Origin of the sequence: Tundrisphaera macrotermitis (assembly GCF_051175315.1) — a bacterium.
Lineage (GTDB): Bacteria > Planctomycetota > Planctomycetia > Isosphaerales > Isosphaeraceae > Tundrisphaera.
Genome location: NZ_CP195100.1, coordinates 5,069,308 through 5,092,109 on the forward strand (window position 1 = coordinate 5,069,308; position 22,802 = coordinate 5,092,109).

General features: G+C 69.7%; 18 protein-coding genes. 5 read left to right on the forward strand and 13 right to left on the reverse strand.

The annotated features are described in order from the left end of the window. Window positions 1–81: 81 nt before the first annotated feature. Both TA3x_RS20575 and TA3x_RS20580 read right to left on the reverse strand, forming a co-directional pair. Window positions 82–2,217, reverse strand: a complete 2,136-nt coding sequence (locus TA3x_RS20575) for a family 16 glycoside hydrolase (protein WP_435016546.1) — start codon at window positions 2,215–2,217, stop codon at window positions 82–84. Between the two features lie 134 nt (window positions 2,218–2,351). Further along, window positions 2,352–2,831 carry a hypothetical protein gene (locus TA3x_RS20580; protein ID WP_435016547.1) on the reverse strand — a complete coding sequence of 160 codons (480 nt, stop codon included), beginning with the start codon at window positions 2,829–2,831 and terminating at the stop codon, window positions 2,352–2,354. Window positions 2,832–3,180: 349 nt separating this feature from the next. Here TA3x_RS20580 and TA3x_RS20585 point away from each other — a divergent pair, with 349 nt between their 5' ends. The 3 genes from TA3x_RS20585 to TA3x_RS20595 all read left to right on the forward strand — a co-directional run bounded on the left by TA3x_RS20585 (window position 3,181) and on the right by TA3x_RS20595 (window position 4,056). Continuing rightward, the gene (locus tag TA3x_RS20585; protein WP_435016548.1) at window positions 3,181–3,435 is read left to right on the forward strand and encodes an SRPBCC domain-containing protein; all 255 of its coding nucleotides are present in this window, start codon (window positions 3,181–3,183) and stop codon (window positions 3,433–3,435) included. Window positions 3,436–3,459: 24 nt separating this feature from the next. Then, window positions 3,460–3,618, forward strand: a complete 159-nt coding sequence (locus TA3x_RS20590; protein WP_435016549.1) for a hypothetical protein — start codon at window positions 3,460–3,462, stop codon at window positions 3,616–3,618. Window positions 3,619–3,756: 138 nt separating this feature from the next. Continuing rightward, window positions 3,757–4,056, forward strand: coding sequence for a hypothetical protein (locus TA3x_RS20595; RefSeq protein ID WP_435016550.1), 300 nt, complete (start codon window positions 3,757–3,759; stop codon window positions 4,054–4,056). Window positions 4,057–4,074: 18 nt separating this feature from the next. Here the strand turns inward: TA3x_RS20595 and TA3x_RS20600 are convergent, their stop codons facing one another. The 10 genes from TA3x_RS20600 to nusA form a co-directional block, all read right to left on the reverse strand. Next, window positions 4,075–6,423 (reverse strand): c-type cytochrome domain-containing protein, encoded by a 2,349-nt coding sequence (locus TA3x_RS20600; RefSeq protein WP_435016551.1) that lies wholly within the window; start codon window positions 6,421–6,423, stop codon window positions 4,075–4,077. Between the two features lie 56 nt (window positions 6,424–6,479). Next, entirely contained in the window at window positions 6,480–8,930 is a 2,451-nt protein-coding gene (locus TA3x_RS20605; protein WP_435016553.1) for a DUF1549 domain-containing protein, read from the reverse strand. Between the two features lie 67 nt (window positions 8,931–8,997). Continuing rightward, on the reverse strand, window positions 8,998–11,475 hold the full coding sequence (locus tag TA3x_RS20610; RefSeq protein ID WP_435016554.1) for a PPC domain-containing protein: 2,478 nt from the start codon (window positions 11,473–11,475) through the stop codon (window positions 8,998–9,000). 37 nt (window positions 11,476–11,512) lie between these two features. Beyond that, window positions 11,513–12,121: a Uma2 family endonuclease gene (locus tag TA3x_RS20615; protein ID WP_435016555.1), complete on the reverse strand. Its 609-nt coding sequence runs from the start codon at window positions 12,119–12,121 to the stop codon at window positions 11,513–11,515. 149 nt (window positions 12,122–12,270) lie between these two features. Then, window positions 12,271–13,581 carry a DUF1501 domain-containing protein gene (locus TA3x_RS20620; RefSeq protein WP_435016556.1) on the reverse strand — a complete coding sequence of 437 codons (1,311 nt, stop codon included), beginning with the start codon at window positions 13,579–13,581 and terminating at the stop codon, window positions 12,271–12,273. A gap of 416 nt (window positions 13,582–13,997) precedes the next feature. Next, entirely contained in the window at window positions 13,998–14,735 is a 738-nt protein-coding gene (locus TA3x_RS20625; protein ID WP_435016557.1) for an endonuclease III domain-containing protein, read from the reverse strand. A 100-nt stretch (window positions 14,736–14,835) separates the two neighbouring features. Then, on the reverse strand, window positions 14,836–15,246 hold the full coding sequence (gene rbfA, locus TA3x_RS20630) for a 30S ribosome-binding factor RbfA (RefSeq protein WP_435016558.1): 411 nt from the start codon (window positions 15,244–15,246) through the stop codon (window positions 14,836–14,838). 49 nt (window positions 15,247–15,295) lie between these two features. Then, on the reverse strand, window positions 15,296–15,571 hold the full coding sequence (locus tag TA3x_RS20635) for a DUF503 family protein (RefSeq protein ID WP_435016559.1): 276 nt from the start codon (window positions 15,569–15,571) through the stop codon (window positions 15,296–15,298). A gap of 92 nt (window positions 15,572–15,663) precedes the next feature. After that, entirely contained in the window at window positions 15,664–18,993 is a 3,330-nt protein-coding gene (gene infB, locus TA3x_RS20640) for a translation initiation factor IF-2 (protein WP_435016560.1), read from the reverse strand. A gap of 208 nt (window positions 18,994–19,201) precedes the next feature. Further along, complete coding sequence (gene nusA, locus TA3x_RS20645) at window positions 19,202–20,821, reverse strand: transcription termination factor NusA (protein ID WP_435016561.1); 1,620 nt, start codon at window positions 20,819–20,821, stop codon at window positions 19,202–19,204. 377 nt (window positions 20,822–21,198) lie between these two features. Between nusA and TA3x_RS20650 the strand changes: the two genes are divergently transcribed. Together TA3x_RS20650 and TA3x_RS20655 are read left to right on the forward strand one after the other, a co-directional pair. Further along, entirely contained in the window at window positions 21,199–21,690 is a 492-nt protein-coding gene (locus tag TA3x_RS20650; protein WP_435016562.1) for a Fur family transcriptional regulator, read from the forward strand. Continuing rightward, window positions 21,687–22,499 carry a TatD family hydrolase gene (locus TA3x_RS20655; RefSeq protein WP_435016563.1) on the forward strand — a complete coding sequence of 271 codons (813 nt, stop codon included), beginning with the start codon at window positions 21,687–21,689 and terminating at the stop codon, window positions 22,497–22,499. The genes TA3x_RS20650 and TA3x_RS20655 overlap by 4 nt, the downstream gene beginning before the upstream one ends. A 7-nt stretch (window positions 22,500–22,506) precedes the next feature. On the opposite strand, the gene TA3x_RS20660 is transcribed toward TA3x_RS20655, so the two are convergent. Further along, window positions 22,507–22,728, reverse strand: coding sequence for a hypothetical protein (locus tag TA3x_RS20660; protein ID WP_435016564.1), 222 nt, complete (start codon window positions 22,726–22,728; stop codon window positions 22,507–22,509). Window positions 22,729–22,802: the final 74 nt, after the last annotated feature.

Consider the following 22,802-nt stretch of genomic DNA (forward strand, 5'->3'; position numbering starts at 1 on the left):
CCCAGCCTACAGGATGGCTGGCTGATCGACTCTGGTCGGACCACGGGCGGCTGGGTTTCCGGCCTTGCCGCCCGGTCCTGGTTACTGGGCCTTCTTCTTCACCGCCGAGATCAGCCAGTCGATCACGAACGGGTCGGTGTAGGCGCGGTCCCAGCTATTGTGGGGGACCGAGCGATACTCGGTCTGCCGGGGCGAGGCGCCGGCGTCGCGGAGGGCCTGGGTGAAGGCCCGGATGCTCTGCACGGTGGCGTCGCGGTCCTGGTCGCCGACCAGGGTCCAGGTCGGCACGGCCTTGACCGTCGCGGCGAGTTCCGGCTTGCCCTGGCCGCAGATCGTGACCAGCGAGGCGAACCGGTCGGGCTGGGCGGCGGCCATCTGCCACGAGCCCGAACCGCCCATCGACAGGCCGGTCAGGCTGACCCGGTTGCGGTCGACCTTGTAGTTCGCCAGGACGTCATCCAACGCGGCGAGGGCGCCCCGGGCGTCGTCGGAGTCGTAATTCCAGGTCTGCCGGGCCTGGGGGAAGACGGCGATCGCCGGGAACTGGTCGGGACGGCCGTTGATGGCCGCGCCCAGCCCCGCCTGCGCCGGCCTGATCCCGTCGCTGCCGCGCTCGCCCGAGCCGTGGAGGAACAGGACGGCCGGCACGGGCGTCTTGTCGTCATAGTTCATCGGCACGAACACGGTGTACTTCCGGTCGCCGTCGGCCGCCTTGACCGTCCGGAGGTGGAAGCCCGGGGCCTTCAGGTCGCCTTCGGCGGTCGGCCGGGGCAGGGGCTGGATGTAGAGGTCCTTGAACTCGACCTTCATCGGCCCGCCCGAGTGGATCTGGAGCCCGACCCGGCCGTCGCGGGCGATGCCGGGATCCTCCTCCTTGTAGTCGACCGACATCACCCCGTTGAGGGTCATGCGGATCTCGTTGCCGACCGCGCGGATCTCGTAGTGGTTCCAGTCGTTTTTGTGCAGCGCGGCCAGCGCCTTGGGCGACGCCTGGACCAGGGCCTTGTTGCGGCGGGACTCGTCGTAGAGCGTGCCCCAGTACCCCTCGCCGATGTCGGCCTGGTAGCCGGACATCTCGCCGCCATCAACCCGGACGCTGCGGAACTGGACGCCGCTGTTGCCCTTGCCTTCCGTCAGGCGGAAGCTGAGGCGGAGGTAGAAGTCGCCGTAACTGGCGGCGGTGGCCAGGAACGTGTTGTGCTTGATCCCGGGCGAGGTGCCCACGATCTTGCCGTCCTGGGCCGACCACAGGGCCATGTCGCCGTCCCACCCGTCGAGATTCTTGCCGTTGAACAGGGGCTGGAAGGCGGCGGTCTCCACGAACGCCGGCTCGCCGTCGAGCTGGCGGGACCAGTAGCTCACGATCGCGCAGGTGTAGGTCGCGCCCGGGTCGGCCACGCCGCCCGGCTTCGGGGCGTAGCCGCCGTCGGACTGGCGGTGTTTGGCGATGTAGGCCCGCACCTTGTCGAGGTTGGGCTTCTGCTTGAGCATCCAGAAGCCGCGCATGATCCGGTAGGTCGAGCCGAGGTCGGACGGGCCGTCCCCTTCGCCCCAGCCGCCGTCGTCCTTCTGGCCCTCGCGGAGCACCTTGAGGATCGAGGCCTCGCGGCTCTCGTCGAACTTGACCCCCATCCGCAGCAGGGCGACCGCCGCCGACCCGGTGGCGCGGGCCTGGCCGGGCCCCTTGCCGAAGGTGCCGTCGGGGTTCTTGTCGGCCTCGACCTGCTCGATCCAGCGGGGCAGGTCGGGCGAGCCCTTCTTGATCGCCTCCAGCCCGGCCACGGCGATCCGGATGTCCTCGAAGGTCTTGACGTTCTTGCCGAAGTAGCCGACCGCCGCGTCGCCATACGGGGCCGGGTCGAGCTTCAACGCGCTGATGGCCATCAGCCCGACCGCCGTGGTCGGCACGTCGGTCTTGCCGCCCGGCGTCGTGGCGAACCCGCCCGACTCCTTGTCGTGGCACGACTGGACGTACTTGATCGCCCCGGGCAGGTCCTTGATCGACCCGGCGACATACCCCAGCGTCCGGATGGCCGACGAGGTCGCCCCCAGAGTCGACGCCTTGCCCACGCCGGGCGCGAACCCGCCGTCCGGGTTCTGGAATGCCGCGATGTAGCGGGCCGTCTGGCCGATCTCGGCCGGCGTCTGCCCCCGGGCCGGTCCCGTCCCGGCGACGACGCCGAACGCCAATGCGATCGCAACAAGGGAATGCTTCATCTCGATGGAACTCCGCGACGGTGGGAGAGACGCCCGCCCATACGGGCCGGGCCATGGGCGCCCAGTCTGCCAGGCGCCGGGAGTGTGGGCAATCCGACGTCGCATTTCCGATGATCCGGGCGGGAGAGTTTTGTTTACCCTGAGATCACCTCGAAATCGATGGTCTTGATGCCCCGCTTGCCATTCTTTCGTGCCTGGACGACGACGGTCATGCGAGCCTGATCGCCCGGCTTACAAAGCTCCCGATCCCGATTCCGGCCGATGGAGAAGACGGGAGGACCCTTGCCGAACCAGTCGAGCATCGTGTCGATTTCGTGGATCCGCCAGAACTCCCGGATCTCCTCTTCATTCCGAACACGTATCCCTAGGTCCTGATCGATCGTGCCGACCACCTCGCCAAATACGGTGAGGGTGGGCTGTTGTGGAGGGTCACCGCCCGTCACGGCGACCGGCCTCGGCGGTTGGGCCGTCTTCGGTACTGGATTGGTCAAACCGAGCGGGGCCGCTTCTCCCGAGGTACTCGCCTCGGGTGGATGGGTCGCATGGTCGAATTCGACCTCGACGCCGAACAGGTTGATGCTTCGGATCCTGATCTTTCGGAACCACTCTGGCATCGGACCTCCTGGTGGCGTCTTGCCGTCAAGATGAGACGCGCGGCCGTTTTGTGGACGCACAAAACGACTTTGCCAAGATCAGATTCAAAGCAACTTAACCCATCTTTCTCAGCGTTTCACACCTCTCTGTATAAGAATCGCCCGTACTCGCCGGGCCATGAACGCCCAGCCTTCCAGCCGCCGGGGACGCGGGCAATCCGCCGCCCCGACAAGCGATGCGATCGATCCTGATCCGGGGCGTGAATCGAAGCGTGGTCAGGCGACCAGTGCTGCCGATAAGTGATGAAGATGGCCCGCATGGCGGGCATTCATGCATCCCGCACAATGGTCCTGATTCGAGGAGCCGCGGATGACGACTTTCTCGACGAAGCGGACGTTCGCCGCCAGCCCCGGCGCGATCTTCGACGCATTCCAGGATCCCGACCGACTGGCCCGCTGGTGGGGCCCCGCCGGCTTCACCAACACCTTCGAGACCTTCGAGTTCCGCTCGGGCGGCCGCTGGGCCTTCGCCATGCACGGGCCGGACGGGACGACCTATCCCAACGAATCCACGTTCGAGTCGATCGTGCCGGGTCGGGAAATCGTCATCCGCCACGCCTGCTAGCCTGTATTTACGCTCACGATCATCTTGCAGGACGACCCGGCCGGCACGCTCCTGACCTGGGATCAGGCGTTCGTCGACGATGCCGTGGCCCAAGCGATTCGGCACATCGTCGAACCCGCGAATGAGCAGAACCTCGACCGGCTGGACAGCGTATTACAGGGGGAGATTTTGCCCGTAACCTGACGGCTCATTAACGGGTTCCCCGCTGATGTGAGCCGTCGACGATTCCGGCCCTTCTCTTGCTATTTTTTGTATAATTTTGTACACTGAACGGGTCGAATTCCCGACCCCGCCAGCCATCCATCGGGGAAGTGCCGGATCATGACCCAAACCGTGCTGGAGCGAAGTGGCAAGCCGGCGGCGAAGGCCCGCCGCGTCCGGATCGACGTGACCATCGACCGGAACACCTACGAGTTGGCCCGCCTGGATTGCGACGCGTCGATCGGGCGGAAGGCGTTCCGCCTGACAAAGCGGGACGGGGTCGCGTACGACGTGGCGGAGACGGTCCACGGGCCGACCTGCGATTGCCCCGACTTCATCTTCCGCCGCGACGGCCTGGACCCGGACGGCTGCAAGCACATCCGGGCCCTGGTCGATTCCGGCCTGATCGACGAGGCCTGATCGGCCTCGCCTCGCGGGTCACTGGGCGGGCGCGGGCGTGGGGGCCGGCGCCGCGAGCCGGGTCTGGAGGAAGGCCACCTCCTCGGCCAGGGAGTTGACGCGGGCGGCCAGGGCGGCCGCGGCGGGCGCCTTGTCGGCGAGGGCCTTGGCCGCGCCGGCCGATCCGGCCTCGGCGGCGGCCAACTCCGCGGCGCGAGCCTTGGCCGCGGCATCGGCCTCGGCGGCCTTCTGCTTCGCGGCGGCCAGTCGGGCCGTCCGCTCCTGCTTGACCTTCGCGGCCTCGGACCGGGCGACGTCCGCCGGGGCGATGGCGTCGCGGGCGGCCTGGGCCTGCGCGGTCACCTCGGCGAGCCGGGCCGGCGCGGCGGCCTTGGCGGCGACGGCCTGATTCCAGGCGGCGAGGGCCGCGAGCTGCGATCGGCCCGACTTGGCGACAGCCGCGGCCAGCTCGGCCGAGCGGGCGGAGGCCTGATCCAGGGCCGTTGCGGCCGTTTCCTGGGCCTCGGGGGCGGAGGCGGCCTTGAAGGCCTCGACGGCCGAGGCCAGCGCCGGGTCGTGGCCGACCTTATCGTTGATCGCCTTATCGACGGCGGCCTTGGCCGCGGCCAGGGCGTCGGCCGCGGCCTTCTCGGCGGCCTCGGTCGCGGGGACGGCCTGGGCGGCCGCGGCCTGGGCGGCCTCGGCCTCCTTGATCTTCGCCCGGAGCGGTTCGAGGGCCTGGGTGGCCTTCGCCTCGGCGGCGGCGGCCTCGGCGACCGAAGCCTCGATCGACGCGGCCTCGGCGGCGGCCTTGCCGGCCTCGGCCGTGGCGGCCTCGGCGGCCTGCTTCGCCCGGTCGCGGGCGGCGTTCGCCGCGTCGACGGCGGCCCGGAGCGGGGCGAGGGCCTTCTCGGCGGCCTCGGCCTCGGCCCGGGATGCCTCGGCGGCGGCCTGGGCGTTCTTGAGCCGGGCGGCGACCGGGGCTGGGTTGGGATCCAGGAGGGCAAGCGCCTTGCCGTCGCCGGCGGCGGCCACGCGGACCTCGCCCGCCCAGGAGCCGGCCACGATCTTGGCATCATCCTCGACGAACGCGGCGCGGAGGGCCAGGTCGGCGAACGGCTCCAGCTCGCGCTGCTTGCCGCCGTTCTGGTCCCAGAGGCGGGCCTGGCGGTCGCGGCCGGTGGTGGCCAGGCGGCCGTCCTTGGCGAACCGGACGGAGGTGGCCCCGCCGGGGTGGGCCGCCCAGGTCTTGATCTGGGTGCCGTTCTCCATCTCCCAGAGCCGGACCGACCCGTCCTCGCTGGCCGAGGCCAGGACGTTGGAGTCGGGCCGCCAGGAGAGGTCGGTGATGGCCAGGGTGTGGCCGCGGAGGTCGAAGAACTCGCGCCCGGTCTGGGCCTCCCACACTTCCAGGCCGTTGTTGCGGTCGCCCGACGCCAACAGGACCCCGTCCGGGCTGAACTCGACGGCGGTGATCCACTCGGTGTGCTTCTTCATCTCGAACTGGAGCTGGCCGTCGGCGGTGTTGTAGACCCGGAGGACCTTGCTCGGCCCGCCCAGGGCGACCTGGCTATGATCCGGGCTGATGTCGGCGGCGAGCACCGTGTCGTATTCCTTGCCGACCTCGAAGGCCCGCTTGCCGGTCTTGACGTCGAACACCACGGCGAGGCCCGACTGCCCCCCCCGGCCCCCGCCGGCCAGGAGCAGCGAGCCGTTGCGGCTGAATTTGAGGACGTGGATCGAGCCTTCGGGGAACGGGAAGACGCCGACCAGGCGGTTGGTGCCGGACTGGTAGAGGAGGACCTGCTTGTGCCCGCCCACCGCGACCAGGGGGGCCCAGGGGCTCGCCGCCAGGGCGACGATGGGGTAAGGCCGGTGGCCGACCACGACCGGCTCGACGGGGACGGTGGCCTCGGGCATGGCCGGGGGCCCGGCCGGCTTGCCCATCGCCGACGGGTCGAGCTTGAACTCGAACTTCGGCTTCGCCTTGACCGCGACCACGCTGCCCGAGGTCTCGGGCGCCCCGGCCTCGATCCACTGCCGGATCAGGGCCAGTTCGGCCTCGGGGATCTTGGCGCCGGCCGGGGGCATCTTTGGCTCGGCGGCCTGGGTGACGAGTTCCCAGAGGTGGCTGCCGTCGACGTCGCCCGGCACGATCACCTCGCCGGAGCCGCCCCCGCGCATCGTCGACCCGTAGGTCTCGAGCGCCAGCCCGCCCTTCTGCTTGTCGGCATTGTGGCAGGAGTTGCACCGCGACTGGAAGATCGCCGCGATGTGGTCCTGATAGTTCACCTTGGGCTTGGCCGCGGCCTTCTCCTCGCCCGCGGCGGGCGAGGAGGAGGCCAGGGCGGCCAGCAGGCCGATCGCTGGGACGAGTCGTCGGGGCATGGTCGCGGGCCTCGGGAATCGGGCGGGTGTTGGGGGCGGGCTCGTGGCGGATCGGATCAGTGGTTGAACAGGAACTCGCGGCTGTTGAGCAGGGCCCAGAACAGGTCGCCCAGGGCCTTCTCCTGCTCGGCCTTGTCGCCGGCGAACATCGGCAGGAGCTTCTCCAGCTCGGTGCGGGTCGGCACGCGCGACAGGCAGCGGACGTAGAGCTCGACGATCTTGTCCTCGGGCAGGCCGGGCGCCTCCATCAGCTTCTTGACGACGCCGCCGTCCTTGATCTTCTCGTTGACCGTCCGGCCGTTGAGCAGGTGGAGGGCCTGGGACAGGGTCGGCTCCATCTTCACCTCGCACGAGCAGACCGTCTCGCGGGTGGCCCGGCCGAAGGTGGTCAGGAAGTAGGTGCTGGTGGCGCCGTCGGCGATCTGCACGGCCCGGGCCCCCAGGGGCAGCCCCTTGAACTTGTCCTTGGTCTCGGTGACCAGGCTGATCGCGTCCAGGAGGTTCTCCGCCTTGATCCGCCGGAGGCCGGCGTGGGCGAAGTTCCTCTCGTCGGTCGCGTTGCTCTCGTTCCGCTCGGTCGACCGCTGGTACGTCCGGGAGTTGCAGATGTCGCGGACCAGGGATTTGAGGTCGTAGTTGGACGCGGTGAACCGCCGCCCCAGCTCCTCCAGCAGCTCGGGGTTGCTGGGCGGGTTGGAGACCCGGAAGTCGTCCACCGGCTCGACGATCCCGACCCCGAAGAACTGGGCCCAGACCCGGTTGGCGAACGACGTGGCGAACCACGGGTTGCGGGGGGAGGCCAGCCACTCGGCCATCACCGCGCGGCGGTCCTTGCCGGCCACGTCGGGCATCTCCGCCCCGAGGAACTTGGGCTTCATCACCCGGCCGCCGACCGGGTGCTTGGTCTCGCCCCCGCCCGAGTTGAAGATGATCGTCTCGCGGTAGTCCTCGGCCTGCTTGCGGCCGATCTGGGCGAAGAACGCGGTGAAGCCGTAGTAGTCATCCTGGGTCCAGCGGTCGAACGGGTGGTTGTGGCACTGGGCGCACTGGATCCGCATCCCCATGAACACCTGGGCGACGTTCTCGGTCAGTTCGAGCTTGTCGTCGGTCCCCTGGTAGTAGTTGGTCGCCGGCTCCTTGAACGTCCCGCCGCTGGCCCCGAGCAGCTCGCGGACCATCTGGTCCATCGGCGTGTCCTTGGCGAGCTTGTCGGCCAGCCAGTTGTAGTACAGGAACATCGCCTTGTAGCTGACCCGCAGCGAGGTCTTGATCTGGAGCATCTCGGCCCAGTTCATGACCCAGACCTCGCTGAACTCCTTGCGGGCCAGCAGCTCGTCGATCAGGCGGGCCCGCTTGCCGGGCTCCGACGCGGCCAGGAACCTCCGGGTCTCGTCGGCCGTCGGCGGGATGCCGATCACGTCGAGGTAGACGCGGCGGACGAAGGTCTCGTCGGAGCAGAGGCCCGACGGGTCGATGCGGAGCTTGTCGAGCTTGGCCGCGACCAGCGCGTCGATGTAGTTCCCCTCGGGCTCCGGCTTCTTCTGGAAGGCGAGCCCCTTGGGCAGGACGATCACCTGCGAGCCCACCGTGTGGGTGTCGAACCGGGCCATCACGAACGCCTCGCCCCGCGCCCCGGCGGTGACGAGCCCCTCGGGGCTGACGGCCGCCGAGGTCTCGTTGTTGGTGAGGAAGACCGCCAGCGAGGTTACGTCGCGGTCGGTCCCGTCGGAATATTTGGCCCGGACGGTCATCTGCTGGGTGGCCTTCTCGCCGTCGAGGACCGCCTTGTCGGGCGACAGCTCGACGGAGACGACCGTGGGCAGCTTGCTGACGTCGTCGTCGGGGACCCCGGCCTCGATCCAGGCGCGGAGGGTCTGGTAGGGCTCGCTGCCCGGCTCGATCTTCTTGCCCCCGGTGTGCGGCACGGCGCCGGTGGCCTTCTCCAGCAGGGTGCTCTCGGCGGGCACGGCCAGGTTGATCCGGCGGCCCACCATCTCGCGCGTCAGCCGGAACAGGTCGCCGGCGGGGTCGTAGCCGAACAGGGACAGGCGGAACCCGTCCTTGCCCCGCGCCGCGCCGTGGCAGCTGCCGGTGTTGCACCCGGCCTTCATGAAGACCGGCATCACGTCGAGCCGGAAGCTCAGGGGCGGGTGGGCCCCGGCGTGCTCGACCTTCACCGGCACGGCGACCGTCTGGCCGCCGAAGGCCACGCTCAGCGTGGTCTCGCCGTCGGCCGCGGGGTGGAGCGTGGCGCCGTCGAGGCGCACCAGGGCCGGGTTGGCCGGGGTGATCGCCGCCTCGGCCGTCACGTCGCGGGTGATCCCGTCGGCGTAGGTCGCCCGGGCCACGATCATCTGGCGGTCGCGTGCGTCGGACAGGTGGATCGAGGCCGGGAAGGCGTCGAGCTTCACCGGCTTGGGTTCGTTCTGCTCGGCCCGGGCCCCCGGGACGGCCGGACCCAGCATGGCCAGCGTTGCCAGCAGGATGATGTTCCGAATACGGGTCATGATGGAGGTCCGGTCGGCCGTGGTTCGGGGTGGGATGGATGCGGAGGTCGGGCGGAGGTCGCGGGCATCAGGGCTGGGCGGGCGGGGCGGCGGCCGCCGCGGCGGCACGCTCCCGGCTCTCCTGACGCAGTTTCTCGAGCCGGCTCACCCGCTTCTCGGCCGGGGCGGCCGGCGCGGCGGGCGGGGGCGGCGCGGCGGCGGCGACCGGGGCCGCCGGCGCCGGCTTGGGCGGGAGCGGGGCGTCGATCCGGAGCTGGCCCGAGCCGAGGTTGTGGAGGATCGGCTCGCCGTCCTGGACGATGACGACCTGGCAGAACAGGTTCTGGTGGTTGCCGGCCGGCGAGGCGGGGTCGGTCTTGAGCTTGAACGTGACTTCCTTGGTGTCCTTGGTCACGGTCGCCGGCTCGGTCGTCACCTTGTTGGGCAGGCCGATCAGGCTGACCTTGGCCTCGCCGGCGAACGGCACCGCCTGGTTGACGGCGACCACGTAGTCGACCTCCTTGCCCTGCTCGACGCTGGTCGGGGGGAAGGCCAGGGTCAGGAACTGCGCCGCGACCGTGATCTTGGCCAGTTGCGACGAGACGACCAGGGGGCCGGTGGCGGTGTCGGCCTGGCCGTTGACCACGACCCGGTTGGTCTTGAACTCGGCCGAGCCGTCGGCGTTGACCGGGATCTCGGCGGAATCCGCCCCCTCGGGGATCGACACCCCGCCGGAGGCGCTCACGCCGGGCGGCACCCAGGGCAGCGACAGGGCGATCGGGGCCTTGAACCCTTCCTTCCGCCTGGCGACCACCTTCAGGCCCATCGACCCGCCCCGGACCAGGGGGACCTTGGGCTCGACGACCTCGATGGTGAACGGGGCCTCATCGGTCACGGCCACGGCCAGGCGGTCGACGTACCGGGACCAGTACGGGACGTTGTTCTGGCCCAGGGTCATCTCGTTGGACTGCCGCAGGTCGGTCGGGACGGGCGGGGCGGCGGGGTCGGCCGGCTTCCCTTCGATGGCGACCAGGGCGCCGGCCGGCTCGGCCTGGGGCGTGGCCGTGAACAGGATCGGGAACGAGGTCTGGCCGTTGGCCACCGGGTCGACCTCGGCCGCCATGCCGGCCGGGAGGCCGTCCACGCCGATGTTGATGGCCCCGTTGAACTCGACCCGGCGGGCATTGACCACGATCGCGTGGCGGCTGCCTCTGGGGACCGACACCTGGGTCGGCCCGATCCCGCGGACCAGCGATTCCTCGGGCAGGCTCAGCCCGAGCCGGGCGGTGATGGGCGCGACCTCGATCCGGTAGAAGTACTCGGGGCCCCCCTTGCGGAGGTGGTCGGTGATCCCGATCACGTATTCGCCGTCGTCGGGCACGGCGAACCGGATGTTGCTGTCGGGCGAGTTCCGGGCGTCGTCGTTGGAGGCCAGGTTGCCCCCGCCCTTCTTGGCGATCGTCAGGACCGAGTCGAGCGGCGAGCGGATCGTGCGGGCATGGACCCGGATGTCGAGGGTCTGCCCCTTCTTCGCCGCGAACACGAAGTGGTCGACGTCCCCGGCCTTCTCGATCGCCCCGTTGAGGGCCAGAGGGGCCTCGAACTTCGTCGCGTCGGCGGGGGCGTCGTTGGGCTCGGCCTCGATCACGTTGCCGAAGGTCGTCAGGCGGAAGGCGTTGGGGTGGGGGGCCGAGCCCAGGTCATCCTGCGCCAGCAGGCCGAAGTCGCGGGCCGGGACGCTCGGCAGGGTGACGGTGGTCGTCCGGTCGCCGAGGATGTCGCCGATCCAGCGCACCTGGAGGGTGTCGCCGAGCTTGCCGCCGGCCGGGATGATCGCCCGGGGCCGGGGGTAGTTGCCGACGTGGAGCCGGTAGAGGCACGACCCGTTGCCGTTGTACGAGGTCTCGCGGACCTGGATGATGTAGGTCCCGTCGGCCGGGGCGATCACCGAGGCGAAGGCGTCCTGCCAGATCAGGGCGGCGTCGTCGCTGGCGGTCAGCTCGAACCGCTTGGCGTCCATGATCGCGACGTAGGGGTCGAAGGTGGTGATCCCCAGCCGGGCCCCTTCGACCTCGGCCGTGATCCGGTCCCCCTTCTTGGCCTCGAAGGCGTAGTAGTCGACGTCTTCGTTGCCGGCCACGCCGTTGACCACCGAGCCGAACTTGATGGGCTGGGGCTTGGCGAACTCGTTGTTGGGCTCGACCTCGCCCGTCTCGGGATAGGCCCCCACGCTGAACGTCCGCAGGGCGCTCAGGCCGGTGGCGGTCCGGACCCGGATGTCGTGGATGCCGAGCGGGCAATCCGCCGCGATCGCCAGGGTCGCCTTGACCTGCTTCGCGTCGATCGGCTCCAGCTTCTTGGTCGTGATCCCGTCCTGGTAGAACAGGATCTCGCGGGCGTCTCCGAGCCGGTCGCCGCCGAGGATGACCTCGACCTCCGTGCCGCGCTGCCCGCCGACAGGCCGCACCGAGGCCAGCGCGGGCGAGGCGGCGTGCGCCTGCGATTCGGCCAGGCCGAGCCATCCGAGACCGATCAGGAGGAACCGACCGAAGGCGGGAATCTTCATGCGAGGGCTCTCGGGCGGGGGTAGGAGGAGGGCGGGCTCAGAAGGCCCAGCGGCGTCCGTCGATGGTCTGGTCGACGAGGATCTTGGGCGTGGGGGTGTCGGCGGTCAGGTTGAATCGGAGCGGAAGGACCCGGCTCATCAACGACCCGTCGGCGATCGCATCGACCCGTTCGAAGTGATCGCCATCGAGGCGGTAGAGTTCGAGGGCCCAGGGGTCGCGATCGACGAGGAGCAACTCGCGGACACCGACGGCGGCATAAAAGTCGAGCTTCTGGCGGGAGCGGTCGCGATGGCTGACCACCTCGACGACGAAGTCGGGCCCGCCGTGCCAAAAGGCGTCCATGTCCTCGGCGGGATTCCCGGGCAGGAACACCGCGACGTCAGGCACTCGGTAGTTTTTTTGCCACTTGACTTTGCGATCACTGACGTTGGTTCCGGCAAGCACGATGGCATTGATCTGCGGTTTCAACGCCCCATCGATGGCTATGACGAATTGCGATGCGAGCCGTTGGTGATTGTTGTCGGCGATGGGCGACATCACATAAACCCCGTCCCAGACCTCGTCGTATCGATCCGCTCCGGTTTTGCGACGACGACGGATGATCTGCTTCAGGTCTTCGGGGTCCAGCACGACCAGCTTGTGCATCGGTGATTCTCCTCGCCGCGCCATCGCTCGGGTGATCCGGGGCCGACCATCATCGCCGCGTTGGGATGATCCACGAGCGGGCCGAAGGGGTCGAGCGCGATGGTTTCCATCGTAAACGACCCTCGACGATCCCGCACCCGTGGCCGATCTCAGCCGAGCAGCTCGGTCCGGACCTTGCCGCCGTCGACGATCTCGATCGGCCGGCCGCCGGGGGCCATGAGTTCCTTGTCGGCGACGATGCCGAGCTGGTGGTAGAGGGTGGTGGCGAGGTCTTCGGGGCCGATCGGGTCGCGCTCGGGCTCGGTGGCCGTGGAGTTGGACGCCCCCAGGACGATCCCCTTCTTGATCCCGCCGCCGGCCAGCACCACGCTGAACACCTTGGGCCAGTGGTCGCGGCCGGCGTCCTTGTTGATCTTCGGGGTGCGGCCGAACTCGCTGGACACCATGACCAGCGTCCGGTCCAGCATGCCGCTGCGGTCGAGGTCGGTGATCAGGGCGGCGAACGCTTGGTCGAAGGCGGGCATCTGCTTCTTCATGCTGCCGAAGATGCCGGCGTGGAGGTCCCAGCTGCCGTACTGGAGGGCGACGAACCGGACCCCGGCCCCGACCAGTCGCCGGGCCATCAGCATCCGCTGGCCCGCGGCGTTGCGGCCGTACTCGTCGCGGATCGCGGCGGGCTCGGCGTTGATGTTGAACGCCTCGCGGGCCTTGGGCGAGCTGATCAGGCTATACGCCCGCTCGTAGAACGAGTCCATCGCCGCCAGCCCGTCGTCGGCCTTCTCCTTGGCGGTGAAGTGCTCGTTGACCACGTCGAGGACGCGGCGACGGCTCGAAAACCGCGTGTCGTCGATCCCGCCCGGGAGGTTCAGGTCCTGGACCTTGAAACCGCCGCTGGCCGGGTCGCTCCCCAGGCTGAACGGTGAGAACGACGAGCTGAGGTAGCCCGTACCGGCGTAGACGTTGGGCATCGACGGGACGCAGACGTACGGGGGCAGGTCATTCCTGGATCCGAACTCGTGCGAGACCACGCTCCCCATGCTGGGATACTGCAGCGCCGGGCTGGGCCGATACCCGGTGAACATGTTGTGCGTGCCGCGCTCGTGGGCGGCCTCGCCGTGCGTCATCGACCGGATGATCGCCAGCTTGTCGGCGATCTGGGCCGTCCTGGGCAGGGTCTCGCTGAACGACTCACCCTCGATCTTGGTGGCGATCGACGACAGCTCGCCACGATACTCGACCGGTGCATAGGGCTTGGGGTCGAACGTCTCCTGGTGGGCGATCCCGCCCGGCAGGAAGATGTGGATGAGCGAATCGGCCTTGGGTGCGATCGCCGAGTAGTTCTTGAGGTCGGCCCGGGCGCGCATCCGGAAGAAGTCGGCCAGGCTCAGGCCGAACCCGGCCGCCCCGACCGTCAGGAATCCGCGGCGTCCGAACAGGGGGCCGGCTTTCGTCTCATGCATCGATCGAACTCCCGCGGGTAGGTATGAAGGCCCACAATTCGACTTCGAACCGTCTTCACGAATCGGATGGCAAGCGGGCTGGGGAGGGCGAGCCGCGATCGACGATCCGATGGCGAAACCCCGCCCCGTTCGGGGCCGAAGGATCTCGCATGCGCCGGAAGGGCCGGCCGGGATCGCTCACGATCGGGGTCAGGTAGGGCCGGGCGGAAGGATTCGGGCGCCCGGTCGGTTCACGCAAATGTTGAACAACCGGGCGACTCTGGACAGCTTACGTGAGAAGTCGAACCAAGTGTTGGGACAAAACGAGAGAAGTTCGAAAAAGATTTCGAGCCCGGGTGGGGCGGGGGAGGATGGCCCGACGGGCCGCCCTCGCGCGGGCGGCAGCGGCCCGCGGGCGGCGGGGCGGGTTCGTCGGATCAGGCTTCCGGCGCCTTGGATTTCACGGCCCGTGCCTTGGGGGCCTTCGAGGTCGGGAGGTTGGCCAGGCGGGCCTTGCCGGTCGGGCAGACCGCCTGCAACTCGCACCGGGGGCAATCGGGCTCGCCCGGGACGCAGGTGTCGTGGGCCAGTTCCTCGATCAGGTCGGCGAACTCGGTGCCGCGAGCCTTGGGGACGGCCCGTTCCAGGGTCGACCGGAGCGTCGCCGCGTCCATGCCCGGCTCCGCGATCCCCAGGCGATCCAGGGCCCGGTGCATCGAGGCATCGACGGGGATGGCATGCCCGCCCAGCGAGAGCCGGGTGGCGGTGGCCAGGATGTAGTCGGAGGCGAACGCCTCGTAGTCTTCGAAGGCCTTGACGGCCTCCTTCTGGGGCTTCTTGGCCTGGGCGTCGAGGTTGAACCCGTAGGTCTTCTCGAACAGCTGGCGGAGGAACCGGCGGATCCGGGTGGCGCGCTCTTCCGCGCCGGGGATCCCTTCCAAGGTCTTCTGGATCTCGGCCAGGGAGCTGACGCGGAGTTCGTTCCAGTCGAAGAAGTTCGACTGGAAGCTGGCCAGCGCCTCGACGGCGCGGGCGCGGGGGACATCCTCGTGGCAAATCCCGTAGACCACCGCTTCGAGGACCGAGAGCCGCTCGGGCGACGGCTCGGCATGGTATCGCTTCTTCAAGAGCGCCAGGATGTCGGCGATGAACTGGGCTTTGCTCTGTGTGGCCATGGGCTCGGGGCGTTCGCGGGCATCGGGAAGTCGGGTTTCTCGGGGGACGCCGATCGGGAAATTCCGGGGTCTCGGAGGATCCGGGCGTCGTCCGAACGGGTCAAGGCGTGGCATCTTCCGGGGCGTCGTCCGGGTCGTCCGGGGCGGTCGTCTCGCCTCCCTCGCGATCCTTGGCGAGGGCCTCGTCGATGATCTTGGACATCTCGATCGACTTCTTGATCCCTTCGTCGCGTTTGAACGTCAGGTGGGGCGTCGTCCGGGTCTGGAGCCGCTGGGCCACCTTCGCCTGGAGGAACCCCGAGGCGCTGGTCAGCCCGCGCATCGCCTGGGCCTGCTCGGCCTCGGTCCCCATGATCGAGACATACACCGTCGCGTTGCGGAGGTCGCCGGTCACCTCGGAGCGGAGCACCGTGATGCCGGACACGCGGGGGTCGGAGACCTCGAACAGGATGGCCGAGGACACGACTTCTCGGATCGCCTCGGCCATCCGCAGACTTCGGTGCGATGGCATGGTGGATGGGACTCGCGGGGGATGGCGGGGAGGGTCGGGATGCTCGCGATCAGTGGTCGTCCCGATCGATGGAGACCACCTCGGCCCGGGGATGCGAGGCGACGGCGTCCAGGACCCGGTCCAGGACCGAGCGGATCTCGCGCCGGCCCAGGCCCAGCGCGGCGACGCCGATCACGCTCTCCGAGGGGTGGTCGGGGTTGCCAAGCTCGATGACGGAGACGTTGAAATGGCGGTGGATCTTCTCGACGATGACCCGGGTGGTTTTCTTCTTGGACCGGAAGCCGGGGGCGATCCGGACGGTGATGCGGAGCGAAGCAATCAGCATCGACCACCCGGGTGCGAAGGCCAAAGGCCGCGATGAGGGCGGGCGCCGTGGGGACGGCGCCCGCCCTCATCGCAGGCCCTCGGGTCGGTCCATCAGAGGGTGCGCCGGATGACGTCGACCCGGTACGCCTCGATGATGTCGTCGGTCTTGAGGTCGTCGAAATTGACGATTTTGATGCCGCATTCGAAGCCCTCGCGGACCTCCTTGGCATCGTCCTTGAAACGCTTGAGGGCTTCGAGCGTCCCCTTGTAGATCTCGCGCCCTTCGCGGATGATCCGCGCCTTGGCGGCCCGCTCGATCACCCCCTGGGTGACGAAGCAGCCGGCCACGGTGCCGACCTTGGAGATCTTGAAGGTCTGCCGGACCACGGCACGGCCCAGGTGGACCTCCTTGATCTCGGGGACCAGCATCCCCTCGACGGCCTTCTTGATCTCGTCGGTGACCTGATAAATGATGTCGTAGCGGCGGATGTCGATCTTCTTCTCGTCGGCCAGCGAGATCGCGCGATCCTCGGGGGCCACGCGGAAGCCGATGACGATCGCCTGCGAGGCGTCGGCCAGCAGGATGTCGCTCTCGCTGATCCCCCCGACGCCCTTGAGCAGGATCCGGATCGGCACCTCGGGGTTCTCGAGCTTCTCCAGCTCCTTGATCAACGCCTCGAGGGAGCCCTGCACGTCGGCCTTGAGGATCAAGTTGAGGTTCTTGACCTTCTGCTCGGCCATCTTGCTGTAGAGGTTTTCCAGCGTGATCGACTGCCGCTCGCCGAGCGAGACCCCGCGGGTCCGATCGCGGCGGATCTCGACGATCTCGCGGGCCCGGGAGATGTCCGGGATGACCCCGAACTTCTCGCCGGCGGTCGGCACCGTGTCGAGGCCGGAGATCTCGACCGGCGTCGACGGCCCGGCCTCGGTGACCGAGCGGCCCTTGTCGTCGAACAGGGCGCGGACGCGGCCGAAGCCGTCGCCGCACACGATCACGTCGCCCACCTTGAGCGTGCCGTCCTGGACCAGGACAGTCGCGACGACGCCCCGGCCTTCGGAGATGGACGCTTCCAGGCAGGTCCCGGTCGCCGGCCGGTTGGGGTTGGACCGGAGGTCGCACCGCAGCTCGGCCACGACGCCGAGCATCTCCAGCAGCTCGGGGATCCCCTTGCCCGTGAGGGCCGAGGTCTTCACGACCGGCGTGTCGCCGCCGTATTCCTCGGGGGCCAGGTCCTGCTGGGACAGCTCGCCGTAGATCTTGTTGAGGTTGACGTTGGGCAGGTCGATCTTGTTCAGGGCGATCACGATCGGCACGTTGGCCGCCTTGGCGTGGGCGATCGCCTCCTGGGTCTGCGGCATCACGCCGTCGTCGGCGGCCACCACCAGGACGACGATGTCGGTGACGTTGGCCCCTCGGGCCCGCATCCCGGTGAACGCCTCGTGGCCCGGCGTATCCACGAAGGTGATCTTCTGGCCTTCGTGGGTGATCTGGTAGGCCCCGATGTGCTGGGTGATGCCGCCGCTCTCCGTGTCGACCACGTTGGCGTTGCGGATCTTGTCCAGCAGCGACGTCTTGCCGTGGTCGACGTGGCCCAGGATTGTGATGATCGGCGGGCGGGGCGCCAGCCCTTCGACCTCCTCGCCGCGGTCGCTGCTGCTGACGTAGTCGTCGAAGAGGTCATCCTCGGCGGTCCGCTCGTGGACGACGTTCAGCTCGACGCCGAACTCCAGGGCGAGCATCTGGGCCGTATCGTCGTCGAGCGACGCGTTGATCGTGACCATCTGGCCCATGCTGTTCATGAGCCGGCGGATCAGGTCGTTGGCCCGGACGCCGATCGCCTCGGAGAGGGTCCGCAGCGTGATCGGCGGCTCGATGTCGGCGTGGCTCTTGCGAACGATCTGGGGCTGATTCCGGCCGCCCTTGTGGCCACCCTTGCGGCCCCCGCGACGACCCCTGCTGTCATCCTCCGACTCCCCGGTCAGGGCGGAGGCCGGCTGGGGGCCCGTGGTCCGGCGTTCGTTGGCCCGTTCGTTCCGCTTGGCGCGGCGGCCCGCGCGGTCGGCCGGAGAGCCGATCCGCCCGGCGGCCTTCTTCTCATCCTCATCGGTCGGGGGCGGCGTCATCGGCGGCGGGGCGAGCATCCCCGGCCCGCCCGGGCGACGCAGGCCCGGAGGCCCGCCGAGGCCCGGAGGCCCGCCGGGACGGGCGGGGGCCGGGGGCCGTCCGAACTGCGACGAGGGCGGCTGGCCGGGCCGGGCGGGCGGGCCGCCGGGGGCGCGGCCTTGCATGGGCGGGGCCTCGGTCTTGCCGAGCTGCCCGCCCTGCATCATCCGCCGCATCTCATCCGGGGTGAACCGGCGCTCGGGGCGCTGGGTCTTCACCTCGGGGCCGCCGGGTCCCGGGCGGGGACCATCCGGGCGGCGGGGTTGGGGCGAGCCGGTCGGCGTGGCGACCGGGGGCAGCGGGCGACGCGGGCCACCGCCCATCGATCCGCCCGGACGATTCCCATAATCGCCGCGGGGTTCGGCCAGGGGCTGGCGGCCTTCGCCGGCGGCCGGCGTGGCCGGGCGATTGCTCAGGTTCCGCACGCCGGACGGCGAGATGTAGTCGGTCGGCTTGAGCGGGGCCGGGCCGGTCGGGTTGGGCCGATAATCGGCGCGCGGCGGGGGCGCCGGCCGGTCGCTCGGGGGGCCCGCGGGGCGGGGCCCGGGCGGCGGGGCTCCCGGGCCGGTCCGATGCGGGGTATGCCGCGACAGGGGGCCGCTCCCCGCGCCCAGCCGGGGCGGCGAGGTGAGGTTGCCCGGGCGGACAGGCGCCGCGGGCTGCGAGCCCGGACCGGCCTGCGGCGGAGCCCCCAGCCCGGTCGTGGCCTGGGGGCGTGCCGGCGGCGCGGGCGACTCGGGGCGGGCCGCGGGGGCCGGGGCCGTCGCGCCGGAGGCGGCGGGCGCCGGGGTCGTCGGCGGCGCGGGTTGTGTTGGGGGGGCCGGGCGTGCCGCGGCGACGGGAGCGGGGCTCGTCGGTGCGGCTGGGGCCGGGGTATTGGGCTCGCGGGTCGCGGTCATCGGGGCGGGCTCGCTACGGGCGGGAGCCTTGGGGGCCGGGGCCGGGGCGATCGTGGACGAGCTGGCGGATGCCGGAGGGGCGGCTTCGGTCGGGGCCGGCGTGGGGGCCGGGGCCTTCTTCGCGGCGGGGGCTGACGGACTGATGGCGGACGTCTCCGGAGGGGTGGGGCTGCTGGGGCGCGCCGGCGGCTGGGAGGCCGGGGCGGGGGCCGACTCACCACGCTCGGTGTAACGGCTCCGTATCGTATCGATCTGATCGGGGGCGAGGCCCGCGAAGATGCTCGGCTTGACGTCGATCCCCCAGGCCTGGATTCGGTCGAGCAGATCCTGACTCTTCAGCCCTAATTCCTTCGCCAACTCGTGGACGCGCGTGGACAACGGCGACTCCTCCTGGAATGGCCCCCGGCCGATGATGGCCGTTCGGACCCGATCGGTATTTTGGTCACTCCCGACCGATCGTGCCAAGGCCATTTCTCAGGAACCCCCAAGTTCGTCGATCCTCGCCGAGGGGCGAGGCGGCGTTCTCAGGGGGGAGAGTTGACGCGAGCAGTGCGGCCGGGACGCAGGGGACGCCCCCATGGGGGCCTCATGGCTGGTGCATTTCCGGTTCTCTCGGTTCGTCGGCCTCTTCGTCGGTCGTGAAAGGTTCCGTGGGGGGCAGGGGGGGGGTATTGGGTCCTTCGCCCGCGGGGTTGGCCTCGGCCTCTTCCGGCGAACCGCCCGATTCCACCGCTTCGGTCACAAGCCGGTCGGTCTCGTCCTGGTCGTCATCGCTGGGGGCGGAGGTCACTTCGTGGCCGCGGTCCGAGACTTCGGCGGCCAGGGCCAAGTCCCGGGGTTCTTCGCCGGGACGGTCGGCCTCGTCCTGTTCCTCGTCGGCCGGCAGGGCATCGGCGGGGGCGGTGCCGTCGTCGCCCTCGGCGGGGCCGTCGTCGAACAGGTCGGCCAGGGTCGTCTTCGCGGGGGAATCGCCGTTGGCCGGGGCGGTTTCGGCGGCCGGCTGGGGCGGCGTGGGCGCGGCCACCGGGCGGGCCCCCTTGCGGCGGGGCATGTCGTCGGCCTGCTCCTCGGCGAGCACCTCGGCCCGCTCGACGATGGCGACGGCCAGTTCTTCGTCGAGGCCTTCGATTGTGTTCACCAGGTCGGCGATTTCCATCACCGACAGGTCGTCGTAGCTGAGGATCCCCTGCTCGACCAGCTTCTCGGCCAGGGCGGCATCCACCCCATCGATCCGGGTGAAGGTGCCGACCGCCTTCTCGATCAGCTCGTCGAGCTCCTCGCTGGTCATGATCTCGATGTCCCAGCCCACCAGCTTGGAGGCGAGCCGGACGTTCTGGCCGCGCCGGCCGATCGCCAGCGAGAGCTGATCCTCGCGGACCAGGACGATGGCCCGGCCCAGCAGCTGGCAGAGCATGACCTCGTCGATCTCGGCCGGCTGGAGGGCGTTGGGGATCAGGACCTGGAGCGACTCATTCCAGCGGACGATGTCGATCCGCTCGCCGCCCAGCTCGTCGACGATGTTCTTGATCCGGGTGCCGCGGACGCCGACGCAGGCCCCGACCGCATCGACCTTCGCGTCGATCGAGGTCACGGCGACCTTGGACCGATAGCCGGCCTCGCGGGCCAGGGCGCGGATCGAGATCACCTGGTCGGCGATCTCGGGGATCTCCAGCTCGAACAGGCGGCGGACGAAGTCGGGGTGGGTCCGGCTCAGGATGATCTTGACCCGCTGGCCGACCTTGCGGACGTCGAGGATCACGGCCCGGACCCGCTCGCCGGGGTGATGGCTCTCGCCGGGGATCTGCTCGGACCGGGGCAGGAGCGAGTCGCGCTCCTTGCCCAGGTCGACGGTGACCGCCCCGCCTTCGAACCGCTTGACGGTGCCGGTGATCAGCTCGCCGCGCTGGGTGTCGAACTCGTCATAGGTGCTGTCGCGCTCCGCCTCGCGGATCTTCTGGATGATCACCTGCTTGGCGGTCTGCGCGGCGATCCGGCCGAAGTCGGGCGGGACGACGGGCTTGCCGTCGGTGAGCGTGCTGATCTTGCCGGTGTCCTGGTCGATGGTGACCGTGATCTCTTCGGCATCCGGATAGTGCTTCTTGGCCGCGGTGGCCAAGGCCGACTCGATCCCCTCGAACAGGACATCCTTGGGGATGTTCTTGTCGCGGTGGATGCTGTCGACGATCCGGACCAAATCGACGCTCATGCGACTTCTCCGAGGCGTACAAGGCTCAGCACGAATGCGAAGCGAAACGGATCAATCAATGGGACGAGATAAGCGGAGCGGGAGCCGCGTCCGGTCGACGCCGCTCCCGGATTGATCGGTCCCGTCTCGTTCGGGCCGATACGCGAGCCAGCCTCGGCCAGGGCCGATGGCATCGGACATCGTCGATCGGCCAGCACGGTCGCGCATGCCGCGAGGAATACGGCCCCGTGCTCAAATTTAGCCGCGAGTTGACTCGACTGTCAAGGGACCCAACAATACGTGAGGGGTAATCCCTTGGCGGGGCCGACGATCGGTCGGCCCCCGCGATGAGATCGGCGGGATGCGACGGCGGCATTCCCGGAGGACGGCCTGGCCCCATGAATGCCCCCAAGAAGCCCGACGCCCCCGACATGACGGAACTCCGTTCGGCCCTGGAATCTTCCGGCCGCCGGCTCACCCGGCAACGGGCCGCCGTGTTCGCCCACCTCCAGGCCGCGGACCACCACCCGACCGCCGAGGACGTGTACCGGCGGGTCCAGGAATCGATCCCCTCGATCAGCCTGGCCACCGTCTACAAGGCCCTGGAGGCCCTGGTGGAGAGCGGCCTGGCGACCCGGCTGGCCGGGTCCCAGGGCTCGGCGCGGTACGACGGGCGGGGGGAGCATCATTATCACCTCCGCTGCCTCCGTTCCGGGCTGGTCCGGGACCTCCCCACCTCTTATGATCCGGACCTGATCGCCAGGCTCGACCCGGAACTGGCCCCATCGCTGCGGCGCGAGGGGTTCCGCGTGACCGGGTATCGCCTGGAACTGCTCGGCTACTTCGAGGAAGCCCCGGCCGGCGACGGCGGGGACGTCGACCCTTCATGAATGCCGATCTCGCCTGGGTGGACACCCACGCCCATCTCGCCGACCCGCGCCTCCGCGGCCGCCTCCCCGAGGTCCTGCGGTCGGCCCGGGAGGCCGGGGTGACACGGATCGTGGCCATCGGGACCACGGCCGAGGACAGCCGGATCGTCGCCCATCTCGCGGCCGAGCATGCCGGGATCTCGGCCGCCGTCGGCATCCACCCGAACGACGCGGCCGAACAGGGCGACGATGCCTGGAAAACCATCGTCGCGATGGCCGATCGGCCGGGGGTCGTGGTCGCCCTGGGGGAGACGGGCCTGGATCGCCACTGGGACCGGACGCCGTTCCCGGTCCAGCAGGACTTCTTCGGCCGCCACCTCGCGCTGGCCGCCGACCTCGGCCTGCCGGTCGTGATCCACGCCCGCGAGTCCTTGCCCGACGTGATCGACCAGCTGGCCGGCCTGGCCCGGCCGGTCCGGGGCGTGCTCCACTCGTTCGTCGGTGGGTGGGAGGAGGCCGAGACGCTCCTGGCGCTGGGCCTGCACCTCTCGTTCGCGGGGATGCTGACCTTCGCCAACAAGACCCTCGACCCGCTCCGCGAGGTCGCCGCCCGGGCGCCCCTGGACCGGATCCTGGTCGAGACCGACTCCCCCTATCTCAGCCCCCACCCGTTCCGGGGGAAGCCGAACGAACCGGCCCGGTCCGCCATCACGGCCATCCGGCTGGCCGAGATTCGCGGGCTCCGCCCCGAGGACCTGGCGGAGGCCACGACGGCCAATGCCCGCCGCCTGTTCGGCCTGGGGGCCGAAACGATCGCCCCGCCCGCCTGAGGTCCGCTCAGAACCGGGGGCCGACGAATTGCTGGATGGCGGCCAGCGACGCGCCCCATCCCGCCAGCGTGAGCAGGGCCTGGGTGATCGTGTCGATGGTCCTGCGCCATGGGTGTTGGCGATCCGAGGACGTTTCGAGGCCGCTGCCCAGGACGATCGCCAGCCCGAGCACGATCAGGCCCAGGATGCTGGCGACCACGAAGATGTCTTTCACCGGCATTGGCGACATGGCCGAATTCCTGTCCTGACAAGTCGTGGGTCCGTCAACGTGGTGACTCTTGAAGCAAAATGAGTGCCAGAGGG

Excerpts from the sequence above, each read along its gene's own strand:
- rbfA (WP_435016558.1), bottom strand. The coding sequence starts at position 15,246 with ATGCCATCGCACCGAAGTCTGCGGATGGCCGAGGCGATCCGAGAAGTC.
- TA3x_RS20585 (WP_435016548.1), top strand. The coding sequence starts at position 3,181 with ATGACGACTTTCTCGACGAAGCGGACGTTCGCCGCCAGCCCCGGCGCG.
- TA3x_RS20660 (WP_435016564.1), bottom strand. The coding sequence starts at position 22,728 with ATGTCGCCAATGCCGGTGAAAGACATCTTCGTGGTCGCCAGCATCCTG.
- TA3x_RS20595 (WP_435016550.1), top strand. The coding sequence starts at position 3,757 with ATGACCCAAACCGTGCTGGAGCGAAGTGGCAAGCCGGCGGCGAAGGCC.
- TA3x_RS20650 (WP_435016562.1), top strand. The coding sequence starts at position 21,199 with ATGAATGCCCCCAAGAAGCCCGACGCCCCCGACATGACGGAACTCCGT.
- TA3x_RS20625 (WP_435016557.1), bottom strand. The coding sequence starts at position 14,735 with ATGGCCACACAGAGCAAAGCCCAGTTCATCGCCGACATCCTGGCGCTC.
- TA3x_RS20575 (WP_435016546.1), bottom strand. The coding sequence starts at position 2,217 with ATGAAGCATTCCCTTGTTGCGATCGCATTGGCGTTCGGCGTCGTCGCC.
- TA3x_RS20605 (WP_435016553.1), bottom strand. The coding sequence starts at position 8,930 with ATGACCCGTATTCGGAACATCATCCTGCTGGCAACGCTGGCCATGCTG.
- TA3x_RS20655 (WP_435016563.1), top strand. The coding sequence starts at position 21,687 with ATGAATGCCGATCTCGCCTGGGTGGACACCCACGCCCATCTCGCCGAC.
- nusA (WP_435016561.1), bottom strand. The coding sequence starts at position 20,821 with ATGAGCGTCGATTTGGTCCGGATCGTCGACAGCATCCACCGCGACAAG.
- TA3x_RS20580 (WP_435016547.1), bottom strand. The coding sequence starts at position 2,831 with ATGCCAGAGTGGTTCCGAAAGATCAGGATCCGAAGCATCAACCTGTTC.
- TA3x_RS20620 (WP_435016556.1), bottom strand. The coding sequence starts at position 13,581 with ATGCATGAGACGAAAGCCGGCCCCCTGTTCGGACGCCGCGGATTCCTG.
- TA3x_RS20600 (WP_435016551.1), bottom strand. The coding sequence starts at position 6,423 with ATGCCCCGACGACTCGTCCCAGCGATCGGCCTGCTGGCCGCCCTGGCC.
- TA3x_RS20610 (WP_435016554.1), bottom strand. The coding sequence starts at position 11,475 with ATGAAGATTCCCGCCTTCGGTCGGTTCCTCCTGATCGGTCTCGGATGG.
- TA3x_RS20635 (WP_435016559.1), bottom strand. The coding sequence starts at position 15,571 with ATGCTGATTGCTTCGCTCCGCATCACCGTCCGGATCGCCCCCGGCTTC.
- TA3x_RS20615 (WP_435016555.1), bottom strand. The coding sequence starts at position 12,121 with ATGCACAAGCTGGTCGTGCTGGACCCCGAAGACCTGAAGCAGATCATC.